The organism is Paenibacillus sp. 01T443, assembly GCF_056398325.1.
On the sequence record NZ_JBFTPE010000005.1, the window covers coordinates 518393 to 542751 of the forward strand.

The window sequence follows — 24359 nt, forward strand, 5'->3', positions numbered from 1 at the left end:
CTTAAATATTTATAACCATCGACAGTTTATGACAGCTTATGCTTAATAACCCTCCTATAATATGTCTTATACATCCACAGGAGGTAAATTATATGCCAAATTATTATTTTAAAGAGGTATGGTCTCCGTTGAAATTGATAAGTATCCGTTTTTACCGCGATGATGAAGGACAAATGTGGATCAAAATTGGATCTAAATCAAGACGACCTCTTAAAAGAACTTAATTGAATCTACTCAGTGTTCGTACCTTAGGCCATAGTGCGAACCTCCACCTCCCCATATAAAAAGTGCAACACAGAACGGAGCAGACAGTATCTACGACATCGCTCCGTTTTGTCATTTTTGCACAGTATCCTCCAAGCTGCTTAACGAATATCGTAGACTTAATTAATTTTTTATAATACTTTCGACATGTTGTGACAGATTCCCCTCGGAGAAACTAGTATAATAGTCGCGAACTAGTTTAACTGAAAAGGATGACTTACGTGAAAACAATAAGATTACAACATATACATATTCGAAGAATAATACGATATTTTTTAAAAGTTGCTAGTATCGAACAACTCGAACTAATATCAATTATTCTCGATAGATGTATTAAGAAAAGAAAATCACAACTATCACCTGGAAATAATAAAGACCACATTGCTTAATATGTGGTCTTTATTATGAATTTAACTGTCAACGCCCACGGTAACAAAACCAGGCGAGTTATCTATCATAAACGTGTTTTCTTTTATATTCCCATTATTCAAATCGACATTGGCTATACTAAGAAGAACATCACCACGCCACTTTGACTGTCGATAATTGCTCAATTGAGAAAATCTAGTAAACTAAATTTTGACTGCCTATAAACAATAAGCATGCAGGCAGAATACAACGCTAAGCTCCTGAGGAGGAATACAAATGCCTAACTCGACTTTCGTTTATGTAATTTATATCGACGCGACGCCTGAGAAACTGTGGGAAGCTCTAACTGACGGCAGCTATACGAAAAGATACTGGTTCGGGCGCGAAGTCCAGTCGGATTGGGCGGAAGGCTCGGACGTATCATTTTTAGACGAGAATGGGACGGCGGTGGATCAAGGAAAAGTGCTAACGATTGAGCCTTACCGTTTCCTTTCCTACACCTTCAGCTGGCTTGAGGATAAAACCATACGCCAAACCGCTCCGGTTGTAACCTTTGAGCTGCAGCCGATGGATTCCATTGTGAAGCTAACGCTTAAGCATCACCATCTGCTGCCTTCTGATTTCCGTGATGAAAGAGAAGGATTTTATGGCATTAATAACGGCTGGCCAGCCATTCTTAGCAATTTAAAGAGCTTGCTTGAAACCGGACGCACCCTGCCGCCAATCACGGTGTAAACCTGAAGAACAACCGCCTCTACACCTATACCTAAAATAAAACCGCAGCACCACGCAAAAAAAGAGCTGTCGCTCTGCTGTTTTCACAGCTTGAACGACAGCCCTATGGCCCCCTGCTTAGTTGATAAATTTCACATGCTTCAGCATTCTTTGCAGCATCGTTACCGCTTCCGCCCGCGTCGCGGATGCTGAAGGCGCGAATTTACCGCCCTCTAATCCTTCTACGATTTTCGCCTCTACCGCACTAGTTACGGCTTGCTTCGCCCAGTCCGCAATTTGCGCTGAATCGGCGAAGGCCGCAAGTGAATCATTATTGCTCGCTGCAGCGTTCACACCTGCGAAGCCAACAGCTTTCATCACGATAACCGCGATTTCTTGACGAGAAATCTTTTGGCTTGGACGGAAGCTGCCATCCTCATAGCCGCTTATTAATCCGGCTTGAACCGCTGTACCGACCGCCCCAGCATACCATTTATCGCTGCTCACATCGGAGAATGCCGCATCCCCAGCCGCTTCATTAACGCCTAGCGCACGCACGATCAGCGCTGTGAATTCCGCGCGCGTAATCGATTGGTTAGGGTAAAAGTGCTCAGCATCCACGCCGCTTACGATAAGCTTAGAAGCCAGCGACTCGATCGCGCTCTTCGCCCAGTGCGTTTGCACGTCCCCGAATGTTTTGCTTCCGCTTACGACTGCATACGAGCTATTTCCCGTACGTTTAATAACCGCTTGCGTGGTTCCATCTGCACCTTGCGTGAAGAGCGACGGCACGAATACAAGCTGATCCGTTGCATCGTCATAACGGACAGCCGTTGCTTGCTCCGCGTCTACCGCACCCGTTACCGTCATGCTCCGCTGCACATATGTGCCGCCGAAGGACGTGATGCTTACCGTCTTGCCCGTAGAACTCTCCGCAATAAGAGAGAATTCCAGTGCAGATCCGAGCTGCTTAACACCTTGCTCATTTGCTGCTTGTTCGATCGAGCCGCTAACCGCTTTCGTTACAGGCTTCATCTCCAGCCGCAGCGTAAAAGCTTCCGTGCCCAGCGATTGGCTAAGCTCATCCCATTTGATAGCTGCAAGAGGAAGCTCATAAGTCGCTGTGCTACCTTGAATCACTAGGACCAGCTTCGGATGCGACTTCGCTGCTTCCTTCACGGTTGCAGGCAGCTCAACCGCAACTCCCGCGGCGTCCAGCTTGCCTGCATCCAGCTTCAGCTCATTTGACCCTGACGCTAAACCGCTTAGCTGCTTAGCGAATTGATCAGCCGTTACTGCAACCTCTCTTGGCTCAGTCGTCGCCGCTGGAGAAGGCGTCACGACCGGTCCGTTCGGAGGCGAGGTCGGCACAGGCGTTGGTGACGGCGTTACGACCGGCTCTGCCGGATTCGTAATTTCATAGACCGCAATCGTACCTGATACCTCATGCGCAGCTAGCAGAAGCGGCTTGCCTGTCGGACTCTTGCCAGCAGGCACGAACTTCAAACCCTCCGGCGCTACATCCCCTGCTGGCTCCGCCGCTGCTCCAGCCGTGAAATCACGGCTAGTTATGAAGGAAACATACTTAACTTCCGCAGGCTTCGTAATATCGTAAACCATGATGCCGCTTGTGCGTTCAAGTCCGATAAACGCGAAGGTCTGGTCGCCAATTTTGCCAACCTCTACGTATTCGGGCTCCGGCCCCTTATCGTCACTGCGGTTGTCCAACGTATTGTTGCTGTTCGACACGTTGAAATAATCAGGGTTCAGGCCTGCTGTCACCTGCTCGAAGTCGTCTCCGCTGTCAAATACCTGCGCGCCTGTCGCCGCATCCCATATGGAGAAGGAGCGCGCTCCGAAAGCGAACAGGCGGTCATATTTCGACGTTTCCGCATTCCAACCGCTCGCGGTCGTTACATTTAGGCGGCCAAGCTTGCCATCATCAGAGAACGTACCGTCTGTCAGCGTTGTGTCCAGCTGCGCTTGATCGGCATAGCCCTTATAAAACTGCGCATTAAGCGCAATCTTGCTGCTGCGTTTGCTTACACGCTCCACTTCGGTATACGCATCATACTCGCGAACATCACCCTCGTTCGCGGTCAAAATATAGGATTTGCCGCCGCTCTCCATCATCGCCATGCCGTCAGGCATGTACATGCCAAGAACCGGAACAGGCTTAATATCAATGACGCCCGATTTCCTATCAGCGCTGTCTTTATCGGATGCATCGATGCCGTTGCCCGGTAAGGAATGATCCTTATAGCCAAACGAGCGGATCTCCGTAACCTGCTTCGTCGTTAAATCCAGCACGCCCAGCGCATTGTTCTCCTGCAGGGAAACATAAGCCAGCTTGCTGTCCGCTGATACCGTTATAAACTCCGGCTCAAAATGCTGAGCCGGCGTCGACGGCGTTACATTAGGAAATTTGGTTGAAGATGCCGGCAGGCCTTCGAATACCCGCACATCAGCAGGGATCGTCACTCCGCCGAAGCCAGCCGTCGTTACGCTCGCATCCGTCAATGCGCTAATCGCGCCTGAAACGTCTACAATGGACACCGAGCCCTCTGGATCAACCGAATAGTCCGTTGCTGGCTCTCCTTCGTTGGCTACCAGCAGCTGCTTCCCGTCAGGCGTGAAGGTTATCATATCCGGCAATGCTCCAACCGTCACCGAGCTAAGCGGGTTTCCATTCAAATCCATAAATACGATTTTGCCGTTGTCCGTACGCGGCACCGATGGAACCGAAGCAGCTATGTATTGCCCTGAAGGATGTACCGCAACGCTCGTAATGCCGTCAGGCGTAAAGCCTGCAATATTAAATTCGGATACCGTAACACGGTCCAAACGTTGAATATTTTCTTCTGTGCCTATTTTGGATAAATCAATGATATCGATAGCCTTCTCAGCTGAATTGGTCGAATACGCGCGTTTGCCAACCCAGTCGTACGCAACGATTTCGGTTCCTCCCGAATCAAAAGCTGCACCGCTAGTGTAGCCTGCAATTTTCTTCATTTCAAAAGCCGCAGCCCCCGTATCTTCCGCGGATACCGCATTGTATGGAGCGATACAAGATATCATAAGTAAACCGGCTATTAGGACTTGAAACGATTTGCGAGAATTGTTACGTCTGAAGCTCACTTTATTTCCCCCTGAAATCGAGCATGTACCCCACATCACGGCTGTGATGCCTGGCCAAGCTAAATCATACAAAAAGAGTATTAAGGGCATGTAACCAATTCATTTAGATATTGTAAAAAATTACAGTTAACAGTTTATCTTTTTCTTCTCAAAAGCTTAATTACTCCTAATATACACAAACACACTAACAAGCCCGCACAGCCTCCTGCAAAATCAAGCACAACATCCGTCGCGTTTCCTGTTCTTTCATCAGAGCCCAGCTGATTCCACTCGTCCATTGCCGGAACAGCAATGGCGATCAAGAGCGTAATGACTATAGAAAGAAACCAGCGTCCCCGGGTCAGCGAACGCAGGAACATAAACAGCATCGCTGCGAACGTCGCATATACAAACAAATGCGCGCCCTTGCGAAACAGAAACTCGATAAAGCGAAATGGATCTACTTGCGAATGTATGACAGTCGTACGGTATGTAATCGTCATATCCGGCAGCCAGCTCTTAAGCTGATGGTAATTAAAATGGGTCATCAAAAAAGGCAGAATGCTTTGCTCATCATACGACTGCGATGAGAACATGAACAACAAGCTTAACCATCCGGCTAATAGCATTCCCCATAGCAGAGTTGGCAGCCAGCTCTTAGATTTATTCAAATTTCTTGCACCTCCTGCATAGCGTTTTTCTATCTCTCTATCATACTTGAAAAAAAACGCTCAAACAAAGTTTACGAAATGAGGGCGTATAAACAGAAAAGCCAAAGAGTGGTCACACGCAAAAGCGTAGCAACCACTCCAATTAAAAACAGTATAATAGTCCCAATTCACAATAGTCAATAAGCCTAAAGTTTGGTATTATTACTAAAAGAAGCGAAATGAGGCGATCTCGATGTCCAGCTATTTAATGTTTACCGAGCTATCAACACCATTAAAGATACTCGGTATACGAATATTCAAGGATGAGAATGGTCATTATTGGTATAAAATCAAAAATAATAAACGAAAGCGTGTTTTTAAATAGACGGATTTTAGCGTTGATAAAGTTCGGAGCTTTCAACATAGGCCGTATATGCACATTTCGCTTCGTTCCTGCATTCTCTTTCATACCGCACGCAGTCATAGCAATTGAGAATTCGATCCAGCGCTTGACTGGCCCCTAACACCTCATCAGATTGGTAGGATTGGCTCATTAATAGCTTATCAACCATTTCCCGCCGCAACAACTCTATCGTTTGCTCTAGCTTGATTTTTTGCTGAAAAATATCTCTACTAATGATGATCTACTCCTCTCTGAGGAAGCCCATTATTCTCGTTATTTGTGAGTAATACCTCACCAAACATATGTTCAAACCTACGTGCCAGTTGGTTAGCTGCCAAATATTCACCATTACGCCTATAGCTATCAGTCAGTAATTGCGCGAGCTCCAACAGCAGGTATTCCAGCCGGCTACGTTCCTGCAGCGCCCAATCATCGTACAAACCCGGCAGCAGCCCTTCAACTGTATAACTAAGCACTTCTTTAATGAGTCTGATTTTCGTTTCTTCATCATTTTCATTACGGGCCTCTTCAAGCAGCAGCATCCAAGCAATAATGTCGCAGTCTATTTCGCCTTGCAGCTGGACATGGCTGCGGTCCGAAAGAATAGGGCTCACGCCATCCGCTTCGAAGAGCGCCTTTAAATGAGAAAGGCTGACCCTAAGCTGGTTGCTTGCTTTGCTTGCTTCAGCCTGCGGCCATAATGCCTCACAAATTTGCGTGCGTGCAGCGTAAGGGTGAAACAATAAATACACCAATAATCTCTTTGCGCTGCGCTGCTGCCAGCCATTCGAAATTTCCCGGCCATTTATACAAACCCGGAAAATTCCGATAAGCCTAACCTCTATCCGTGGAGCTGCTATGCTTGGAATCTCCGTGCTCACTTGGCTGAGCAGCTCAACAATGTCGCTGTTCATAATTCCAAGCTGCGGATTGCCTGCATGAACAGTCTCCCTGCCGCTTAACGGATTAGCATAGAAATCCATTATCTTTCGAGCCGTGTAGATGGGGTTATCTACATGAACCATACTGGCCGCGTTTAAAACAGTAACTGAGCGAGCAGTCGGAATAAATGTAGCCGTTATATCTGACATATAGGAAGGATAGAGAGTATCTTTCTCTCCACCTATAACCATGCAAGGTTTTGTTATTGCAGATAAATCATCCAATGGGCTTGTGGCTGTGAAGAGTAACGCTAAATGAAAGTAAACCTTCATATCGCATTGCCGATAAGCCTCATTAATCCATCCTGCTTCCTCACTGTCCAGAGACAGGCAAGTGACTAGACGAGTCATCTGCTCGCCAAGCTCCGCTGCCCCGCCATTCCCCGCGTAGCCCTGTCGCAGGCTTAAGGAGCGCTTAACAAGCCCCGGGGGATAAAACCCTACCGTTGAAATTAGAACGACTGTCTCCACCCGATCTGGGCGTGTTAATTCATATTTCACAGTTAAGCTGCCGCCAAAGCCATGACCAATCATATGCGCTTTTTCAATACCGCATTCGTGATACAGGTCGTCGAGATCATTGCACAGCAGCTCCCACGTTAATTCAGAGCCATCGTTCAAGCTTTTGCCGTGTCCGCGCAAATCATATCGCAAAACATGATACCGTTCGACAAGCATTAAGACGAGCGGCCTCCAGGTGTGAGCATTCAGACCTAATCCATGTATGAGTACTACGACTTCCGCATTTGGGTTAGACGTACATCTATCGAATTGGTAGAACAAATTAAATATGCCCATAGTCCCCCTACATTGTCACTACTGTATGATTCAGGATAGTTTGTAATGATAGTGTAATGTATATTTTAGTTCTATGGTAGGGGTCTACTAGCTAAATGATATAATTTTTTACAATCTATTAACAATTTTATGAAAAGTGTGTCTGGATAGATAAAAGAAGACCAGCAATGCAGTCTATACGACTGCACCGCTGGCCGTTATTCAAACCTTTTTCTTTTGTTGTACTCTACAAAGGATCGGCAGTTAGCTTAAGACATGCTCTCCGCAATCTCTCTTCCTGCTTCAAGTTCTTTGTTAAACGCGGCCCGGTACTCAGCAATAATATCCGTTTTGTAGCCGTTAGTCGTAAGCGAAGTCGTTGTTTCTGACATAATAATCTCAAACTTTGCAGAGCAGTTGTTAACCTCTTGCAGACCTTTTTCCTTAATCTTAGGTTGATCTGCGGCACTTGCTGCAAGGTATTGCAGACCGATATCCATTAAAGTCGCCTGGCAGCTAGCCTTTAGCGCTGCGAGCTTGGCCTCTGCATTTGCCGTAATTTGCTCATATGTAGGCTTCACGATACCTCCGCCATTACCTGTTCCGCCACCCGTTCCCGGAGGGATAACGCCGCCGCCTTGCTCCGCCCGATAAGCAGCAGACTCACCGCTAACCGTTTTTGTAACCGGATCATATCCGATTTGTGTTCCTACCGACTCCGACAAGAAACGAATCGGCACATAAATGGAACCTTTATACCCAAAAATGGATTGGTCTGCTGGCAAAGCTGCTGCCTTCCCGTCAAATACCAGTGAAGCTTTTATAGACTGAATTGTAATTTCAACACTTAGTTGCGGCTTCTGGCTGCCCGCAGCAGCTAATTGCAGCTGCTTCTTCAGCGCAGCAAGCTCTTTCTCCGTCGGCTCGGAGATTGCAGCCTTTGCACCATCCCAATTCACTGACTTTAGCAGCGCATACGAGATATAACGGATAGGCACATAAGTACGTCCTTCATAAATAAACGAATATTGACCATCAGGCAGCTTAAGCGCTTGTCCGTCAAAGGTTAGCTTTATCGGCTGCGTTTTGATTTTGATACTCGTTGCTGCAGCCGATGCAGCGGTTGCAAGAACAGATGACAGCATCATAATGGCTAGAAAAATAGATAATGCGCGTGACTTTTTCATAGGGCCTCCTCTTTCTAATAGGGCGTGCTAGTTGATAGAATTTGCAATAACAGCGAGTGCGTCAGCTCTTGCCCCAGTCTTTGCACTCTCATATTGCGAGCTCCAATCGGGCAAGGCTTGATTGCTTAAATCCGCTGCCTGATATTCGCTCTGAGCATTGCTAATTAATTGATTAAACTTCGCGTCACAAGCTGCCTCCGCAGAAAAAACCTTGTCCAGGTACTTACTTTGAATCGTCGCAAGCGTCGCTTCTTTATCATTGCTTAGCTCATTCGCAATTTGCTTCACTAAGCTGTTGCTGCTTGCCTGGCAAGAGGACTTAAGCTGCTGCAGCTTAGCATTAACAGAAGCATCAATCTTCTTCTTTTTCTGGGCCTTATCTTCCGAAGTAGTAGATTCTTCCCCTGGCTTCTGGCCCTTGTCTACGTTATCAGACGCAGAAACTGGTGTCAAAGTTGCAGTTGGGCTAGGCTGGATGGCGTCCCCAGGCTGAGCTGATGGAACTAGCTCTGACTCGGGTGTTAGTGTCTGTTCAGCATTAGACGTTTGTTCCGGTTGTTCGCTCGGCCGATCGGTATTCGCTGATGCACCCTCTGCGTTATCAAACTCAGCCGCTTCTTCTAATCGACCATTTAACTCGTCCACCTGGTTTAACTTTGAATAAAGGCTCATGCTTCCATAGATGATTATTCCAATAACTACAATGGCACCAGCAATAATAAACCAAATTTTGTTTGTTTTTTTCATTGTTTTGGTTTCATAGGGGGTTGTAATTAATACATTAATCCGCCATGATTCTCCTTAGCCTTATTTTCAAAAAAATAAGCTGACGCTTGATCGTGACCGTCGTCAGCTTGAGCATATTGCATTAAAATTTATAAGCTGTGCTCCACTTTATAGCTTAAGAGAGCCCGATATTTGCTAGTTTATTTTGGTGATAAACCATTTTCAAATAAATCTCCATACGCTTCTCATCACATAAGCAGCCTTCCCAAAGCCTTTCGTGAAACCCAATACAAAGCAGATGCCATTCACGTACAAGTTGAGTGCGTAAGAACATAGAAAGAACCTCCATTTTCCCACATAAACCTCGACGGGAGGCACGATATTCGGTAGCTGGCTGGCAATCTTCATCAGATAAGCCCCTGTAGCTTTGCGTCACCACTTTTCAATGGTTTTGCCTTTATCGTACGGTTTATGTAGTTGATTTGTTAAGGGTATATAAGGATTTTTGTAATTAGATCCTATTTCAATTATTGTTTGAAGATTGATACCATTCTACGAACTTATGAATCCCATCTTCAAAATGCCATTTAGGATTATATCCTAATACCTGTTTGGCCTTACTAACATCGGCAAATGTCCGATTTACATCACCAGGCTGCATAGGCAATTTATTAATTCCAGCCTTTTTTCCAACTGAATTTTCTATTGCTTCGACCATTCTTTTCAGACTGATGGTGTTCGATTCACCTATATTAAACACTTCGTATTTCTTTTCACCTTCATTTACCCATTCTACAGCCTTAGTAATACCATCAATAATATCCTCTATGTAAGTATAATCTCTCTCCGACGATCCATCTCCATAATAAGGGATAGGCTGTCCCTCAGATATTAACTTAGTAAACTTATGAATAGCAAGGTCGGGTCTTTGTCTTGGGCCATATACCGTAAAAAACCTTAAACATGCCATATTAATATTATATAGACTGTGATAAGTGTGGCATAAAAGCTCTCCGGCCTTTTTCGTTGCTGCATAAGGAGAGATCGGATAATCAACAACATCTTCCTCGGAAAATGGAACTTTCGTGTTATTCCCATATACAGAAGATGAAGACGCAAATACAAAGCTTTTCACATTATGCTTTCTGCTCATTTCTAGTAGGTTTACAGTTCCATTAATATTAACATCGGTATAGAGAACCGGATTCTGAATAGAAGGTCTTACTCCTGCACAAGCTGCAAGGTGTACAATTATATCCACTTGATTCTCATCAAATACTCGATTTAAAAATTCGAGATTTCGAAAATCACCTTCTTCTACTTTATAGCTATCATCAACCAGCTTGAGCTTCTCAACTAATTTTAGTGCTTCCTTAACATTGTTTCTTTTGATTGCTGGATCATAATAGTCATTGAAGCAATCAATATTAATAACCTTATGCCCTTTTTGCAATAACGCTTCGCATAGGTGGGAACCGATAAAGCCTGCTCCTCCTGTAACAACAATTGTAGTCAATATCTGCCCACTCCTTCTTGTTAAGGTACTAACAAATTACAAACAATACATTCAACGGTGTTTAGAAATATCTGTGACCATCATTCAGCAGTTGATAGATTATTCCACACAAGAACGAGTTCTATCTTTTCGATGGATAGCACTTTCTTCAAATCTCTCTATTACAATTCTTTAATCTATGATAAATGGTTAAAATAATCGAATGGGTTGTAATCTCCTAAAACGCCGGTGATATATCCAGTAACAAAAGAAACAATAATAACAACGTATTTCAATATAGTTAGAGGCCTATTACTTTTAAATATCGGATACCATACAAGTATAGGTATCAAAAACCATGAGTTAATAGCAATTCTATCGGAATAAGCAACAAAACCAAGGAGCAAAAATAATGAATTGAACATAACATATATTTTAATTAGCTTTATGTAAGTATCATTTCGATATACGAATTGGTAAAATAATGTACTAACTACTATCCAAAAACCACTAAAAACTAAAAAATCAATTCGATTTACTTTGTTTCCATATTCTGACATAGCCCAACTTCCTGTATATGCATCAATATTGGGTATCAAGTTCCAGATAGGAAGTATCAGTAATTTATTAGTGTTTGTGACAAAAGCCGCAGCTAAAATTGTCCAGATACCAATAAACATTCTAAGCTTTAAATTAATCTTTGATGCGAATAACAAAAGCATGGAAAACGGAGTGCACATCCAGTGGAGAAATGGCGTAATTACTAGAATCGTGTAGTATGTTTTCCCCTTTTCACCTTTCAGCCAGAGCGTAATTGCATACAATAAAAGTGCTATAGCTACTCCCTGTCTGATCGTATTTTGTGTATAGTATATAAAAAAAGGGAAATTTACATACGTAAAAAATACTACAGCAACCTGCCAAGGCAAAAATAACTTGTATAAGCTTTTTATAAATGGAATAGCAAAGAGAACCCAAATAATAAGTAAGAAAATGTAAACATTTTCAGTAAATTGAGCAGTTGTCCATACAATAATATTAAAGAGTTTTTCTCCTCCAAAGTATTGAAATGCATCCATAAAACCAATGTACCGCATTTCCGAGAACACTTTTGTGTACACCATGGTATCACTGTAATCAGTATCTCGAAAAGCGATGTTGACTGAAACTGAAATTAGAAGAAGAAAAAATACAAGTTTGGTGTTAATGTTATTATTAAGCAGCGTTTTTTTGTTTGAATGCGCGAGAAAAAGTACTAGTACCATGGTACAAAGGTTGAAAATCACTGAAACCATTCCCATTCGTTTTTCATTAGTATATCTATACGGTTGCATGTTTAATAGATTACAAATTTAACATCGTTGTCCCAAGAACAATCTTATAACAATCATTTGTCATTATATTAATGGGCACCCTATGCTTTATTAATTAAAGCATGACGTTATACGTTAACGATCAAGATGTCTTAAACGGTGCTTAAAATAAGCTTATCAATTGCGCATTGATTTTAGTACGCGTATTACTGCTAAATGATCCGTTTGACCACCTAACTCACACCATCGAATCAAACCATTCGGTATCTATCGATTAGGGTTGGGTATTCTAGTAAATTTTTTTAATATTTTTGACATTGGTTTAACTACCAACTCTTTCTCGTATGTATTCATCCCTAGATACCACATCGATAAACAAAATATCCCAAAATAAGCTGTTCCACACACTATAAACCATCCGATATTATACAAATCCACATACATAAATAATAATACTCCAAATAATATTGGCGGTAACAATGAAGGTATGAACTTTAATATCTGTTTCCAGAAGTACAACATATCCAGTCCTATTTTTTTATGATAGTACCAATTCATCATTAAACCATTCCCTAACAACAAAGAAAACGCCGTCCCCATCGCGCATCCAACTCCTCCATAAAGTTGACCTAATGGAATACTAACGCAAACATTAACTATTGCAATACATAAATAAACCACTGATCGAAACTTGTGCATATTTTTGGCTTTTTGAATTTCAAGTCCTAGGTTTTGTATTAGTGGTATTGTAACAGGAACTATCAAAAATAATGCTATGTAGTATGAATCACTATAATTGTGTCCAGCCCACATCTGAATAAAAAATTTTCCAAAAAAGATAAGACCAATACAAATAAGTGAAAGCAACATAAACTGTAATCGTCCTACTTTGGCAAGCAAATACGTTAATTGTTTATTATCATTAGTTGAAGCAACCATTCTATTTACCCTAGGTATTAGCACACTAGAGATTGAAGACGCTAATGATAAATAGTAACCATTTAATTGGCCTGCTAGACCATATACCGCAACCGCTACCGTTCCTTGAATCTTGCCTAGGATTAACTTATCTACATTCCAATTAATTTGGTCAATAACCATATTCATAAATATATATGATGAGAATATTGTCATTTCCTTCATTAAACTAAAATCGAATTTCCGAAAAGAAAATTGAATTTTTAATATTTTAAAACAAAAAATGGCATTGCTTATCTCTACAATAAGAATAAGAATTGTTGTCACTACAACCATTCCAATGGACTTATATCCTAACAACAATACTGGAACCATGATAAATGGTGTGACAACTACCTTTATCATATTTAGCGTTTTTTGAAATATATACTTTTCATTCGCAGTAATATGAGAGTTGAAGATACTAAATGGAAATGTAATTGCAACATTAAATACCATTATTGAAATAAGTATTTTTGCTGTAACAAGCTCATTTGCAGTTAGTTTCCCTCCCAATACTAAGTCAATATTTAAAATCATTATAGTACCCGCAATCAATGCTATAAACCCGATAACGGAAAATATAATTAAAAACATACCATTTAACTTAGCAATGTTCAGTTGATCATTACTAACCTTATAACGTGAATAATATCTCATATACGCACTACCGAAACCAAAACTCAATAGCCCTAAATAGCTTACAACTGAGAGTACTAAACTATATAATCCATACTCACTTTGGCCTAATAAGCGTAACATGATAGGTGTATATATTAAAGAAATTGCATATCCTAAAAACATAGAGCTGTACGATATTATTACGCCTGCTTTTAATTGGTTTACTTTTTTTTTTTCTTTCTCTACCAACTTATTCACCCTACTTTTGGTTAACTATTAGTCTTTTAATCTCTTCTCCTGCTTTCCAAGCCTTCTCAATATAATTAGGCATGAATCCCTGTAGATATGCCCTTATCTCGTCCTCACGATTATATATTTTTTTAAATGCAACTACTAAATCATCATTACTTTTAAGGTTTTGGGTTTCAACAACATACCCCTCTTCTGAACCAAAAATATCGCGAGCAATTCCACGTGCTTTAACAGAATAGCCCATAACAAGTGTTGGAACAGAACTTGAATATGCTGCAATAGTAGAATGCGTTCTAGCTCCTACAAAAAATCTGCACTTAGAAATTAAATATTTCATTTCTTTACAATTTGGGCCCCATTTTAACATCCCAACCCGCTCAGTATCTTTAAAACTCTCAAACAATGTTTTCATGGCATTAATATCGCTGTTTTTCCCTTTCTCAACATGCGGTATTAACAATACATTCATATCAGAATTGTCTAGGATCCACTGAATCAAATTCATGTAGTTTTCTTTTGCCATATTACCTGAGACGGAATATTTCATTGCATGAGGACTTAAATTTATTCCAATTGTATTATTTTCAAGAAACACAGTAGGTAATTCGCACTCTTGTTTATCTAATACAAATGCAGGATCAGGGTACAATCTTACATTTTCTACATTAGCTTGTTTTAGGGCATTATAAGTGATACTTTCACGTGCTGTAATTAAATCGTATCTTTTTAAGTCTTTAATTACCACTCGATCTAAGTAGGATGGCTCTATTGAACAGCCCCATAAAACTGATAGACCATTATCCTTTTTAACTTTTTTATTGAACAAACCTAATAACTCTGGTGAACCTTTATAGCAATAGTTGTCACCGCCTATTGAGAATGCTAATGTCTTCAAATAATTTTTTTCATTAAATGATTCATGGTACAGAAAATAATTCAAATGTTGTGAACGAAAAGCTCTATATAGTGCACGTGAAACGGTAGTAATTAAAACATTGTAATTTTTATTATTTTTCCCTTGTTCTAAACTACATATTTCATTAAGACCGACTTCTTTGTCTTCCTCTACTTCATGGGATAGTAAGATTTTTTCCGCATCAAATTTATCCAATATCTTAAAAGTAGATCTTACAATGGCCTCACAACCCCTATTACCGCTACCACCATGCATGTAAAAATAAAATTTCTTCATATAAAACACCATCCGTATTTTCAGAATATCTAACTAATATATTAAATTTACTTACTTCCTATAAAATTCATGGGTTAAATTCATTTAAATGAGCTACCTATTTATCCGTAAATATGTTCAACCACTTTGATTACTTCGTGTATATCATATCCATTTGAACTTAATGATTCTAAAGTATTGGTTCGTTTGTATCCGTTATAATATTTCATTACCTGCTCCGCCCACAGCTGAGAACTCTGTATTAACGATACTTTGTCCACTAAATTAGTTATCACAACTTCCGATGGCACTGAATCAGAAATAATACATTGCAATCCAGCAGCTTGCGCTTCAATTACAGCGATCCCCAGTCCTTCATATTTCGAAGGGAATAAAAAAACATCCATAACTTGTAGTAGCCTCTCTACATCATTACGCGAACCCATAAACTTAACATCGTCAATTAAACCTAGTCTTTCTACTTTTAATCTCAGTTGTTTTTCTGTTTCTCCTTCACCAACTAACATTAATAGAGCATTTTCATGTTTATTCTTTATTATTTTAAATATATCTAGTATAAACTCCTGGTTTTTCACATCTGACAATCTACCCACATGTCCAATGACGAACTTTCCATTCAAAACAAGTTCTTCTCTCACTTCATCTCTAATTTCACCATTATACAGATATTTTTCTGTATCAATCCCATTTTTTATAACACAACCATCCTTATAAAAATACTTTTCGTCAAACAAATAATTTCCTGCAGCATTACTACATGCCACTAGTCTAGTTGAGTATCTACGAATTCTATATTTCATAAATAAAGCATAAAATTTCTTTGCAAGTGGTACATTTACGTTACTTCTAGCGCTATGTGCGTGAGATATCCTTTTAGGAACTTTTTCATGATATGCAGCCTTAACAATAATACCTGAGTTAAATAGTGGGTGTGAATGTACAATATCATACGGCCCATATTCCCTAAGTACTTTACGAACATTCTTCACAAACTCTGAGTATGAACGTCTTGGTGATGGAATATGAATGACCTTTCCACCTAAACGATATACTTCTTCTTCTAAACCACCAATATCATCGCCATAAACAAGATAATGGAACTCAAACAGGCTTTTATTTATATATTTATAATAATTCACTGCAACAGTTTCCGCACCGCCAACTCTCAAGGAACCGATAACCTGTAGTACTTTTTTCTTCTCCATATTTCTCCTTCAAATTCATTTTAAAATTTCAAGTGGAATTAATATCAATACAACTCTCCATTAAATTTTAAATTTCCACTTAATTGCGATTTGCAAAAATAAAGAACATCTATACTTCATCATTATGTACAATGCCTTGTGTTGAATAGGTAGCATTGATAGGTTAACATCACTAAAGGCTTGTTTAGCTTCATTTCTTTTCAACAAGTTATTAAGGGATTTCATCTTTTCAAAAAAACTTTGATTATTCCCTTTTGATACAATGACTCTCGCTACCCAAAATACATTATGCCTTTTTGATTGATTAATTCTTTTTTCAATAGAATTGCTATATATGCCGTTCTCTTTAATCACTTTAATAATATCGTTTTTTAATGCAATTAAACGATCATATCTATCCTCTGTATAACCTTTTGAGAGAGTAATACCAATATCATTTCTATAATGATATAAAAACTCATCTATAATAACCATACTGTTCGCTTTACATGTTGCTTCAATAGAAAACAAAGCATCTTGACCATTTTTATGATTTCTAAACTTAATTTGATTATTTATTAATAATTCCTTTTTGAATATACGGCACCACATAGGTAAGAGAAGTTTTTTCCCTATTTCATTCTCCTTTTCTGGCGCTATCATTAATGGTAGAACCTCATTTTTAATAATATCTTTGTCTAATAACTCACCTGAATCAAAAGAGTTGTAACTGTACGATACTCTTCCGCCATTATCATGTGAAATTGCTTGACACATAGCTATTTCAGCATTAACTTTTGTGATAGCAGTGTATAATTTCTCAAACATAGTTTCTACTATGTAATCGTCTGCATCGACAAACCCAATATAATTGCCATTAGCGATTTTCAAACCCGTATTTCTTGCACTCCAAGCCCCCATATTTTCTTGCGTTAATAACTTTATTCTCCTATCTTTATTTAAATATTCTTCACATATATTATAAGAAGAATCAGTAGATCCATCGTCAACTAATATTAACTCAAAGTCCCTTAGCGTTTGTCTAAGAATCGAGTCCAGACATAACCTTAAGTACTGTTCACAATTATATATTGGTACTATTATACTTATAGTAATCATAAATACTCCTTATTAAATGTGGTATTTTTTATGATATCTCTTATAATTACACACTAGTTCTTTGTCTATATTGTCAAATACTAATACCAATCACCAACCCTAATTACTTTGAGCTAATGCTAATACATGCGTATTTATTCATATTAAGAATTATGAATCATAGTAATTAGAATAATTCTTTTATTAGCTTAAATAACTTACTTACCTAGAAGCGAATGACACTCCTTAAGGAACTTCTACGCACATCATAAAACAAGCATATTTTTTATGCTGCTGTGCCAAGAACTTATCTAACCACTTACTATATCAACTTTGGTTGCTACATTGTCTTTGTAAATGTTAAAATAAAATAATCATGCAAGAACCATCTCATATTGTTTTTACTTTTAGTTGCATCACAGCCCTAGTTTTTACATTAAACCGTGGGCTTTACTCCTCATTATTTCATTTACATTTCTCGTAATTTTAAATAAAATCATGAATTTTAAACACATTGTTGATATATTGATTCTTATTTATTTGATTACTAGCTTTTTGTCAGGTAATACAAACTGCTCTCCTAATATATAGTCAAAGACATCTGGCTCGAATGAGGTGTAACCACTCGCATTATAAAATGTTAATTCCCCAAAAATAATCTTTCCGTTGACGTTATAAAAATCAACCCTTACATGTGGAAATTCTTCAGAAAGTTTTGTCGCTATTTCAATCATTTCCTCAAAATTTTCAGGTTTTACTAAATGACTTGTAATATCTCCAAAGTCGGTTCTTCTATATGGCATTTTATTGAATTTTTCATCATAAAATCCTAATTTCCCATTGTCATGGTTATCAACATAATCAATCATAGTATACAAACAAAACACTTTTCCGTTAAAACAAAAAAATTTATAATCTGGTAGATCATTGTTATTATCTCTTTCAATCAATTTTTCAATAATAATTCTAGGAGGGATATTATAGTAACACCACTCTCTTCCAGGTGAGTACCTTTTGGGTTCTAGCCATATTTGCAATTGTTTTTTTACTGCATTAATATCCATTAATCTCTTATCCTGTATAAAAATATTAGTTCCTGAAGCATTATTAACCTTTATAGCAAAAGAATTTGGTAATGATTCAAAATCAATTTCATTAGTATTTTTATATACACCATAAATTTCATTTAATATGTTTCCATAACCTTTACTCTCAACATAACTTCTAACCCCATACTTGTCTGAACACTGCGTCATCAATTCGCTACGAAAATTCAGCTTGTACCACTGCAATTTTTCCGTATATCGTTTGGGACTAGTAAGATCTAAACTTCTACCATTTTTTATTCTGTATTGTAGCTTAAGCATTATTTCATCAGGAAAAAAATCAAAAAAACCCAGTAGTTTTAAACGTAAATCCTTATTTTTTATTATTTTTTTATAGTCAATCTTCATTTGTCTCACCTTTTATTATTGATATTTATACCCTATTTATTTTTTCTATCTCACCTATATAAGCATTTACAACTATTTTTCTATCAAATTCATTTTTCACCTTAGCTCTGCCCGCTAATCCCATATCTTTTTTTTGTTCATAAGTTAAGCTAAGGAACTTTTCAATCTTTTCAATTAAATCATTACTGTTTCTTTGTTCTACAAGAAACCCATTTTCACCCAAATCCACAACTTCTCTACATCCACTTCTATTTGTTGTAATAATAGGTCTTCCACTTGCTGCACTTTCAAGCAAAACGTTTGACATTCCTTCAGGATAATATGTTGGATGTATAGTGCAATGGGTTTTCTCTAAAAATATTCTGATGTCCTTTTGCATTCCATGGTATTCTACTATACTTTTCATTGCATTTAATTTTTCCTCATAGGCATCTTCGCAAAACCCAAGAATATGAAATTTTGTATGTGGGTACTTATTCTTAATATGTTCGGCAGCATCTAAGTATTGATCTATTCCCTTTTCTTTCATTATTCGTGATATAAATACAAACTCTATTGTGTCTTCTGGTGGATACTCCAGCAGCTTAAAATGTTCAAGATTAACACCTGAGCCAGGAATTAACCTATGTCTATCTTCTGCTATTTTTTTGTTTTCAAAAAATAACTTGTTCTCGTTATTTTGAAAAAATATGCAATTGACTCTTTTGAATGCGATCTTGTAAAGAATAGTTGCTAGTTTTTGCAATGGGCCCTCATTTTCAACTGCAGTCCCGAGTCCAGTTATATTCGCTATATATGGAATCCCTAAATACCTGCATACCATCCCACCATATATATTGGGCTTAATCGTGTAGGAAAGCATTACATCAGGCTTTATTTTCTTAAGTATTTTTCTATATTTCCACAATAGTTTTATATCTGTGATTGGGTTAGTTCCTCTTCTATCCAGCGGAAGATCAATAAACTCGCAACCCATTTTTTTCAATAGCTCGACTTTTTCACCATAAGGAAGAACAAGATACACTTTAAATCCTTTATCAATTAAGGCCTGAATAATTTCTTTTCGGAAATTGTAGGTGTACGCATCATGGTTTGTTATTATAACTGCCTTTTTCATTCTATGCCTCCGATAATATTATCGACTCCTTTGTAGCCGTTAAACAGTATTCCGACGTATCTTGTTCATAAACCAAATCCCCAAATATTTTACCAAATACATTTATTCTCTTAACAAGTGGGTAAATGAGAAAATTACCTAATTTAGTTAATCTCATTTTCTTTCCATGTGCCTCAGCTATAAGCTTTACCATTTCACTCGTATTTACATATTCAGCGTTTTGAGGCATAAATGCTCCTGATTGATTATCATCAATCACAAGTTTTATAAATTGCGATAAATTATCAATATATATCATACTTCTTTTGTTTTTGATTTCAGGAAAAACAGGTAGAAATAACGCCATCTTCACTAATTTTACATAATTACCTTTACATTTTTCCCCATACACCATTGGTGGTCTAATTCTTATTACATTAAAATTTTTGTCCTGAAATTGTTTAATCATCTCCTCAGCCTGCAATTTTGAAATTCCATAATTGCTCTTTGGACAGGGAATTGTATCTTTACTTATTACGCCACTTTCAATACCATACACACTCATTGAACTGATAAAAATAAACTGCATAACTCCATCATTTTTGGCTTTCACGGCCAATTGAATGGTTAGGTCACGATTTACTTGATAATATAATTCCTTATTTTCGTTAGTCTCATTAACATGAGCAACACCTGCAACATGTAAAATAACATCATAGTTAGAAAATGATAATTGTTTCCAATCATCCGTACGGCAGGAGATGAAGTCGATTGAGTAATTATTATTAGCTTTAACCCAATCAGCAAATGAATTACCAATGTAACTATTTTTAGCTGTAATAAGTATTTTCTTTTTATCTGAAATTGCTTTGTTCATTTCTCATCAAACTCCTGACACTTGCTGTAACAGACTATTTTATACATCACTTAATTTCCTATTCCATTCTTTCCAATCACATTGCCTGTTCCGCCTTCAACAACACCATCACTCTTTAACACGCTTACTATCGTTCCGAAGAAACACTTGGTATCCATAACTAAGCCCATCTTTTCTACATATTCACCATCAAGCCTTGATTTAACATCAATAGGCAATTCATCTCTTCCATTAATTTGAGCCCATCCAGTAAGACCAGGAATAATATTATTGGCACCATATTTGTCTCTCTCTGCTATAAGATCATATTGATTCCATAGAGCAGGACGAGGACCAATGATCGACATTTGACCTGCTAAAATATTCAATATTTGTGGTATCTCATCGAGCGACGTTTTTCTAAGAAATTTTCCAACTCGAGTAATGTATTTTTCAGAGTTGGAGAGCAAATGTGTTGGGGTATCCATTGGTGTATCTACTTGCATGGTTCGAAATTTCAATATATAAAAGTGGCTTTTATTTATGCCTATTCTTTTTTGTTTAAATAGAACAGGTCCCTTTGAATCAATCTTAATAGCTACAATTAGAGCTAAGAAGATAGGAGACAAGACAATTAAACCTATAAGTGATAATGAGCAATCTATTAGTCGCTTTAATTTCAAATAAGCCATCTCTTAAACACCTGCCTCGAAGCTATAGCCTAATTCTTCTAATCTACCACTGGTTTCATGCTCATTGAAATTCTCACCACGTACACTTGGTCTTCCAATAGATGAATATGTAAATCCACGTGCTCTCATCATTTCCGGGTCAAAGCAGTTTCTGCCATCAACAATAATAGGCTTTTTCAACAATTTTTTAACCTGGTCGAGATTCATTGTTTTAATCTGATTCCACTCGGTCAAGATTAAGCAAACATCACAATTAATCACTGTTTCATAGGGGTCATTCTCATATTTAATTTTTTCTCCGAAGTGAATTTTAGCTTCCTTAGTCGCAATCGGATCATAAGCTTTAATTTTGGCACCTTGCTGCAGCAGCTTCGGAATAATAGATAGGGAGGGAGCATCACGCATATCATCGGTGTTTGGTTTAAATGCTAATCCTAAAATTCCAATGGTCTTACCTCTAATGTCTCCGATGAGCTCTTTTATTTTATGTATCACTACAACTCTTTGTTGTTCATTTGTCTCGATGACAGATTTCATTAGCCGGAAGTCATATCCTGCATTTTCGGCAATATGGACAAGCGCATGAGTATCTTTAGGAAAACAAGATCCACCATAACCAATGCCCGCTTGTAGAAATTTAGAGCCAATTCTAGAATCTAGCCCCATACCTGCTGCTACTTCATTTACGTCTGCTCCGACCCGCTCGCAAATATTAGCGATAGAGTTTATAAATGAAATCTTAGTAGCTAGAAAAGTATTTGATGCATATTTGATCATCTCTGCGCTCTCTAAGTCTGTAATGAAGACCGTTGTCTGAAATGGCTCATGAAGTTTTTCAATCAGCTTAGCGGCCCGTTCACTAGTAGCCCCAATAACGGCACGCTCCATATTCATACAGTCCTCAATCGCTGAGCCCTCTTTCAGAAACTCTGGGTTGGACACAACATCAAATGCAATGTTTTCATCCGTTAGATGTTCTTTAATGATTCTCTCAACTAATCTTCCAGTTCCCACCGGTACGGTACTTTTGTTTACAATTACTTTATATCCATTGAGATTAGCACCAATCGTCTGAGCCACTGAAGTCACATAGCGCAAATCTGCTTCTCCCGTAATTGACATCGGAGTCCCTACCGCAATATAAATAATATCAGCTGTTTGGATCGCAGAAGGTATGTCCGTTGTAAACATTAAACGTCCTGCATCTACATTTTCTTTCACTAATTCTTCAAGCCCCGGTTCATATATGGGGATACTTCCATTTTTCAAATTATTTATTTTTTGCTGATCAATATCACAGCAGATTACCGTATTTCCTATATGTGAGAAACAGGTTCCTGAGACTAAGCCTACGTATCCTGTTCCAATAACTGCAATTCTATTCATTGAAGGAACCCCCATTTATGCTGCTTGCTACTTTACATTTGTATGAGTAAGACTTTATTAAAGCTGAATTATCATGTCTTTTTGAGTTAACTGCTTAAGATACTCCAACAGTTCCTCTCGCAATTCTTCACGCTGCAAAGCAAACTCCAGCTGCGTCTTAATAAATCCAATTTTCTCGCCCACATCATATCTCGTTCCTTCGAAATCATACGCATATACTGCTTCTGAACGATTTAATTCCGCTATCGCATCGGTCAATTGAATTTCACCGCCTGCTCCTGGCCTTTGGTTTTCTAGTATTTCAAATATTTTAGGACTTAAAATGTAACGACCCATTATTGCAATGTTAGAAGGAGCCTCTTCTTTCTTTGGTTTTTCCACTAGATTGTGTACGCTAAACAGACGATCATGGATTTCCTTTCCGTCTACAATACCGTAACGAGAAACCTCATTCTCGGAGACACTCTGTACGCCGATAATCGATGAGGTATAACGATCATATTGTTCCATCATCTGTTTCAAGCAGGGTTTATCCGCCTGTACGATATCGTCACCAAGTAAAACAGCAAAAGGTTCATTGCCGATAAACTTTCGGGCACACCATATTGCATGCCCCAAACCCTTGGCTTCCTTTTGACGAATATAGTGTATATCCACCATCTTAGAGGACTTTTGAACCTCATTAAGCAGCTCAATCTTTCCTTTTTCCAGTAAGCTTTGCTCCAGCTCAAAGGAATTATCAAAATGGTCTTCTATCGCTCTTTTCCCTTTGCCCGTTACAATAATTATGTCCTCTATACCCGATGCTACTGCTTCTTCTACTATGTATTGAATAGTAGGTTTATCAACAATAGGAAGCATTTCTTTAGGCATCGCCTTGGTTGCAGGCAAGAATCTCGTTCCAAGCCCTGCAGCCGGAATGATTGCTTTACGAACTTTCAATGTTAACCCTCCCACGAAGTTCCGCTGTGTAGCATATAAGCTTTATTTATCTTTACTAACCTCATCATAAGACTTCCCCTGACTCATCCCATACTTCTTAGCAACCTGAATTAATTCGTCATATTGCTCGGCTGACAACTTATCCAAAATGATACTGCGGGCCTTTTTCTTTTCCTCTAGACTCATACCGCCACTAGTAAGACCCTGAAGTTCTTTAATATCAGACATACTAAGCTCTTTAAGAAAAACAGAGGTAAGCTGCGCTTTTTCTGATACTGTTATTTTCTCTTGAAGATCCTTCGCCTTATCAACGGATACTTCAGCAGTATAGTCTTCTGTTAATTTAGACGGATCATTCGCTGTATCCGACACACCATTTCCAGTAGTATTTTCGCTTTGCTCGGAGTCTACTGCCTCTTTATCCGTGTTTGTTACTGCATCTATGTCGTTTGAAGTGGTTGGTTGATCAGCTTGTTCATCCGGCTTTACGTCGGTATCATTGCTAATCACATCTTCACTCAACAAATCTTTCTCAAGATCTACGGCCAATGTGGAAATAAGCTTATCCATCGCATAGTTCGCTGCAAATAAGCCTCCTATTCCCAATATTACGACGATTGAGACCACCCAAATTAATATCTTATTCCACTTTTTCTTACGCATATGTAATCTC

At 38.7% G+C, this 24359-nt stretch carries 20 protein-coding genes and 1 riboswitch; of the genes, 1 reads left to right on the forward strand and 19 read right to left on the reverse strand.

Going from position 1 to position 24359, the window contains the following annotated elements; genetic code table 11:
- Positions 1–909: 909 nt before the first annotated feature.
- Positions 910–1368: an SRPBCC family protein gene (locus AC1DLI_RS09955; protein WP_477601984.1), complete on the forward strand. Its 459-nt coding sequence runs from the start codon at positions 910–912 to the stop codon at positions 1366–1368.
- A gap of 117 nt (positions 1369–1485) precedes the next feature.
- Here the strand turns inward: AC1DLI_RS09955 and AC1DLI_RS09960 are convergent, their stop codons facing one another.
- The 19 genes from AC1DLI_RS09960 to AC1DLI_RS10050 form a co-directional block, all read right to left on the reverse strand.
- Positions 1486–4485 carry a choice-of-anchor I family protein gene (locus AC1DLI_RS09960; protein WP_477601986.1) on the reverse strand — a complete coding sequence of 1000 codons (3000 nt, stop codon included), beginning with the start codon at positions 4483–4485 and terminating at the stop codon, positions 1486–1488.
- 134 nt (positions 4486–4619) lie between these two features.
- On the reverse strand, positions 4620–5135 hold the full coding sequence (locus AC1DLI_RS09965; RefSeq protein WP_477601988.1) for a VanZ family protein: 516 nt from the start codon (positions 5133–5135) through the stop codon (positions 4620–4622).
- 371 nt (positions 5136–5506) lie between these two features.
- The gene (locus AC1DLI_RS09970) at positions 5507–5758 is read right to left on the reverse strand and encodes an aspartyl-phosphate phosphatase Spo0E family protein (RefSeq protein WP_477602373.1); all 252 of its coding nucleotides are present in this window, start codon (positions 5756–5758) and stop codon (positions 5507–5509) included.
- The gene (locus AC1DLI_RS09975; RefSeq protein WP_477601990.1) at positions 5748–7256 is read right to left on the reverse strand and encodes an alpha/beta fold hydrolase; all 1509 of its coding nucleotides are present in this window, start codon (positions 7254–7256) and stop codon (positions 5748–5750) included. Before AC1DLI_RS09975 ends, AC1DLI_RS09970 begins: the two co-directional genes overlap by 11 nt.
- Before the next feature lie 248 nt (positions 7257–7504).
- Entirely contained in the window at positions 7505–8422 is a 918-nt protein-coding gene (locus AC1DLI_RS09980; RefSeq protein ID WP_477601992.1) for a stalk domain-containing protein, read from the reverse strand.
- Between the two features lie 27 nt (positions 8423–8449).
- Positions 8450–9169, reverse strand: coding sequence for a hypothetical protein (locus tag AC1DLI_RS09985; protein ID WP_477601994.1), 720 nt, complete (start codon positions 9167–9169; stop codon positions 8450–8452).
- A 361-nt stretch (positions 9170–9530) separates the two neighbouring features.
- Positions 9531–9614, reverse strand: a riboswitch (cyclic di-GMP riboswitch).
- A gap of 57 nt (positions 9615–9671) precedes the next feature.
- Positions 9672–10664, reverse strand: a complete 993-nt coding sequence (locus tag AC1DLI_RS09990) for a GDP-mannose 4,6-dehydratase (protein ID WP_477601996.1) — start codon at positions 10662–10664, stop codon at positions 9672–9674.
- 176 nt (positions 10665–10840) lie between these two features.
- Positions 10841–11977, reverse strand: a complete 1137-nt coding sequence (locus tag AC1DLI_RS09995) for an EpsG family protein (protein WP_477601998.1) — start codon at positions 11975–11977, stop codon at positions 10841–10843.
- Positions 11978–12223: 246 nt separating this feature from the next.
- Positions 12224–13783 carry an oligosaccharide flippase family protein gene (locus AC1DLI_RS10000; protein WP_477602000.1) on the reverse strand — a complete coding sequence of 520 codons (1560 nt, stop codon included), beginning with the start codon at positions 13781–13783 and terminating at the stop codon, positions 12224–12226.
- 10 nt (positions 13784–13793) lie between these two features.
- Positions 13794–14978, reverse strand: coding sequence for a polysaccharide pyruvyl transferase family protein (locus AC1DLI_RS10005; protein WP_477602002.1), 1185 nt, complete (start codon positions 14976–14978; stop codon positions 13794–13796).
- A gap of 101 nt (positions 14979–15079) precedes the next feature.
- A complete protein-coding gene (locus AC1DLI_RS10010) occupies positions 15080–16183 on the reverse strand; it encodes a glycosyltransferase family 1 protein (RefSeq protein WP_477602004.1) in 1104 nt (367 codons plus the stop codon).
- A 60-nt stretch (positions 16184–16243) separates the two neighbouring features.
- Positions 16244–17281, reverse strand: coding sequence for a glycosyltransferase (locus AC1DLI_RS10015; protein ID WP_477602006.1), 1038 nt, complete (start codon positions 17279–17281; stop codon positions 16244–16246).
- A gap of 515 nt (positions 17282–17796) precedes the next feature.
- Entirely contained in the window at positions 17797–18714 is a 918-nt protein-coding gene (locus AC1DLI_RS10020) for an ATP-grasp fold amidoligase family protein (RefSeq protein ID WP_477602008.1), read from the reverse strand.
- Between the two features lie 25 nt (positions 18715–18739).
- The gene (locus AC1DLI_RS10025; protein WP_477602010.1) at positions 18740–19831 is read right to left on the reverse strand and encodes a glycosyltransferase family 4 protein; all 1092 of its coding nucleotides are present in this window, start codon (positions 19829–19831) and stop codon (positions 18740–18742) included.
- A gap of 1 nt (position 19832) precedes the next feature.
- Complete coding sequence (locus AC1DLI_RS10030; protein WP_477602012.1) at positions 19833–20687, reverse strand: NAD-dependent epimerase/dehydratase family protein; 855 nt, start codon at positions 20685–20687, stop codon at positions 19833–19835.
- Between the two features lie 50 nt (positions 20688–20737).
- Entirely contained in the window at positions 20738–21358 is a 621-nt protein-coding gene (locus AC1DLI_RS10035) for a sugar transferase (RefSeq protein ID WP_477602014.1), read from the reverse strand.
- A gap of 3 nt (positions 21359–21361) precedes the next feature.
- On the reverse strand, positions 21362–22744 hold the full coding sequence (gene tuaD / locus AC1DLI_RS10040) for a UDP-glucose 6-dehydrogenase TuaD (protein ID WP_477602016.1): 1383 nt from the start codon (positions 22742–22744) through the stop codon (positions 21362–21364).
- 57 nt (positions 22745–22801) lie between these two features.
- Complete coding sequence (gene galU / locus AC1DLI_RS10045; protein ID WP_477602018.1) at positions 22802–23686, reverse strand: UTP--glucose-1-phosphate uridylyltransferase GalU; 885 nt, start codon at positions 23684–23686, stop codon at positions 22802–22804.
- Positions 23687–23728: 42 nt separating this feature from the next.
- Positions 23729–24349 (reverse strand): hypothetical protein, encoded by a 621-nt coding sequence (locus AC1DLI_RS10050; RefSeq protein WP_477602020.1) that lies wholly within the window; start codon positions 24347–24349, stop codon positions 23729–23731.
- Between the last annotated feature and the right edge of the window lie 10 nt (positions 24350–24359).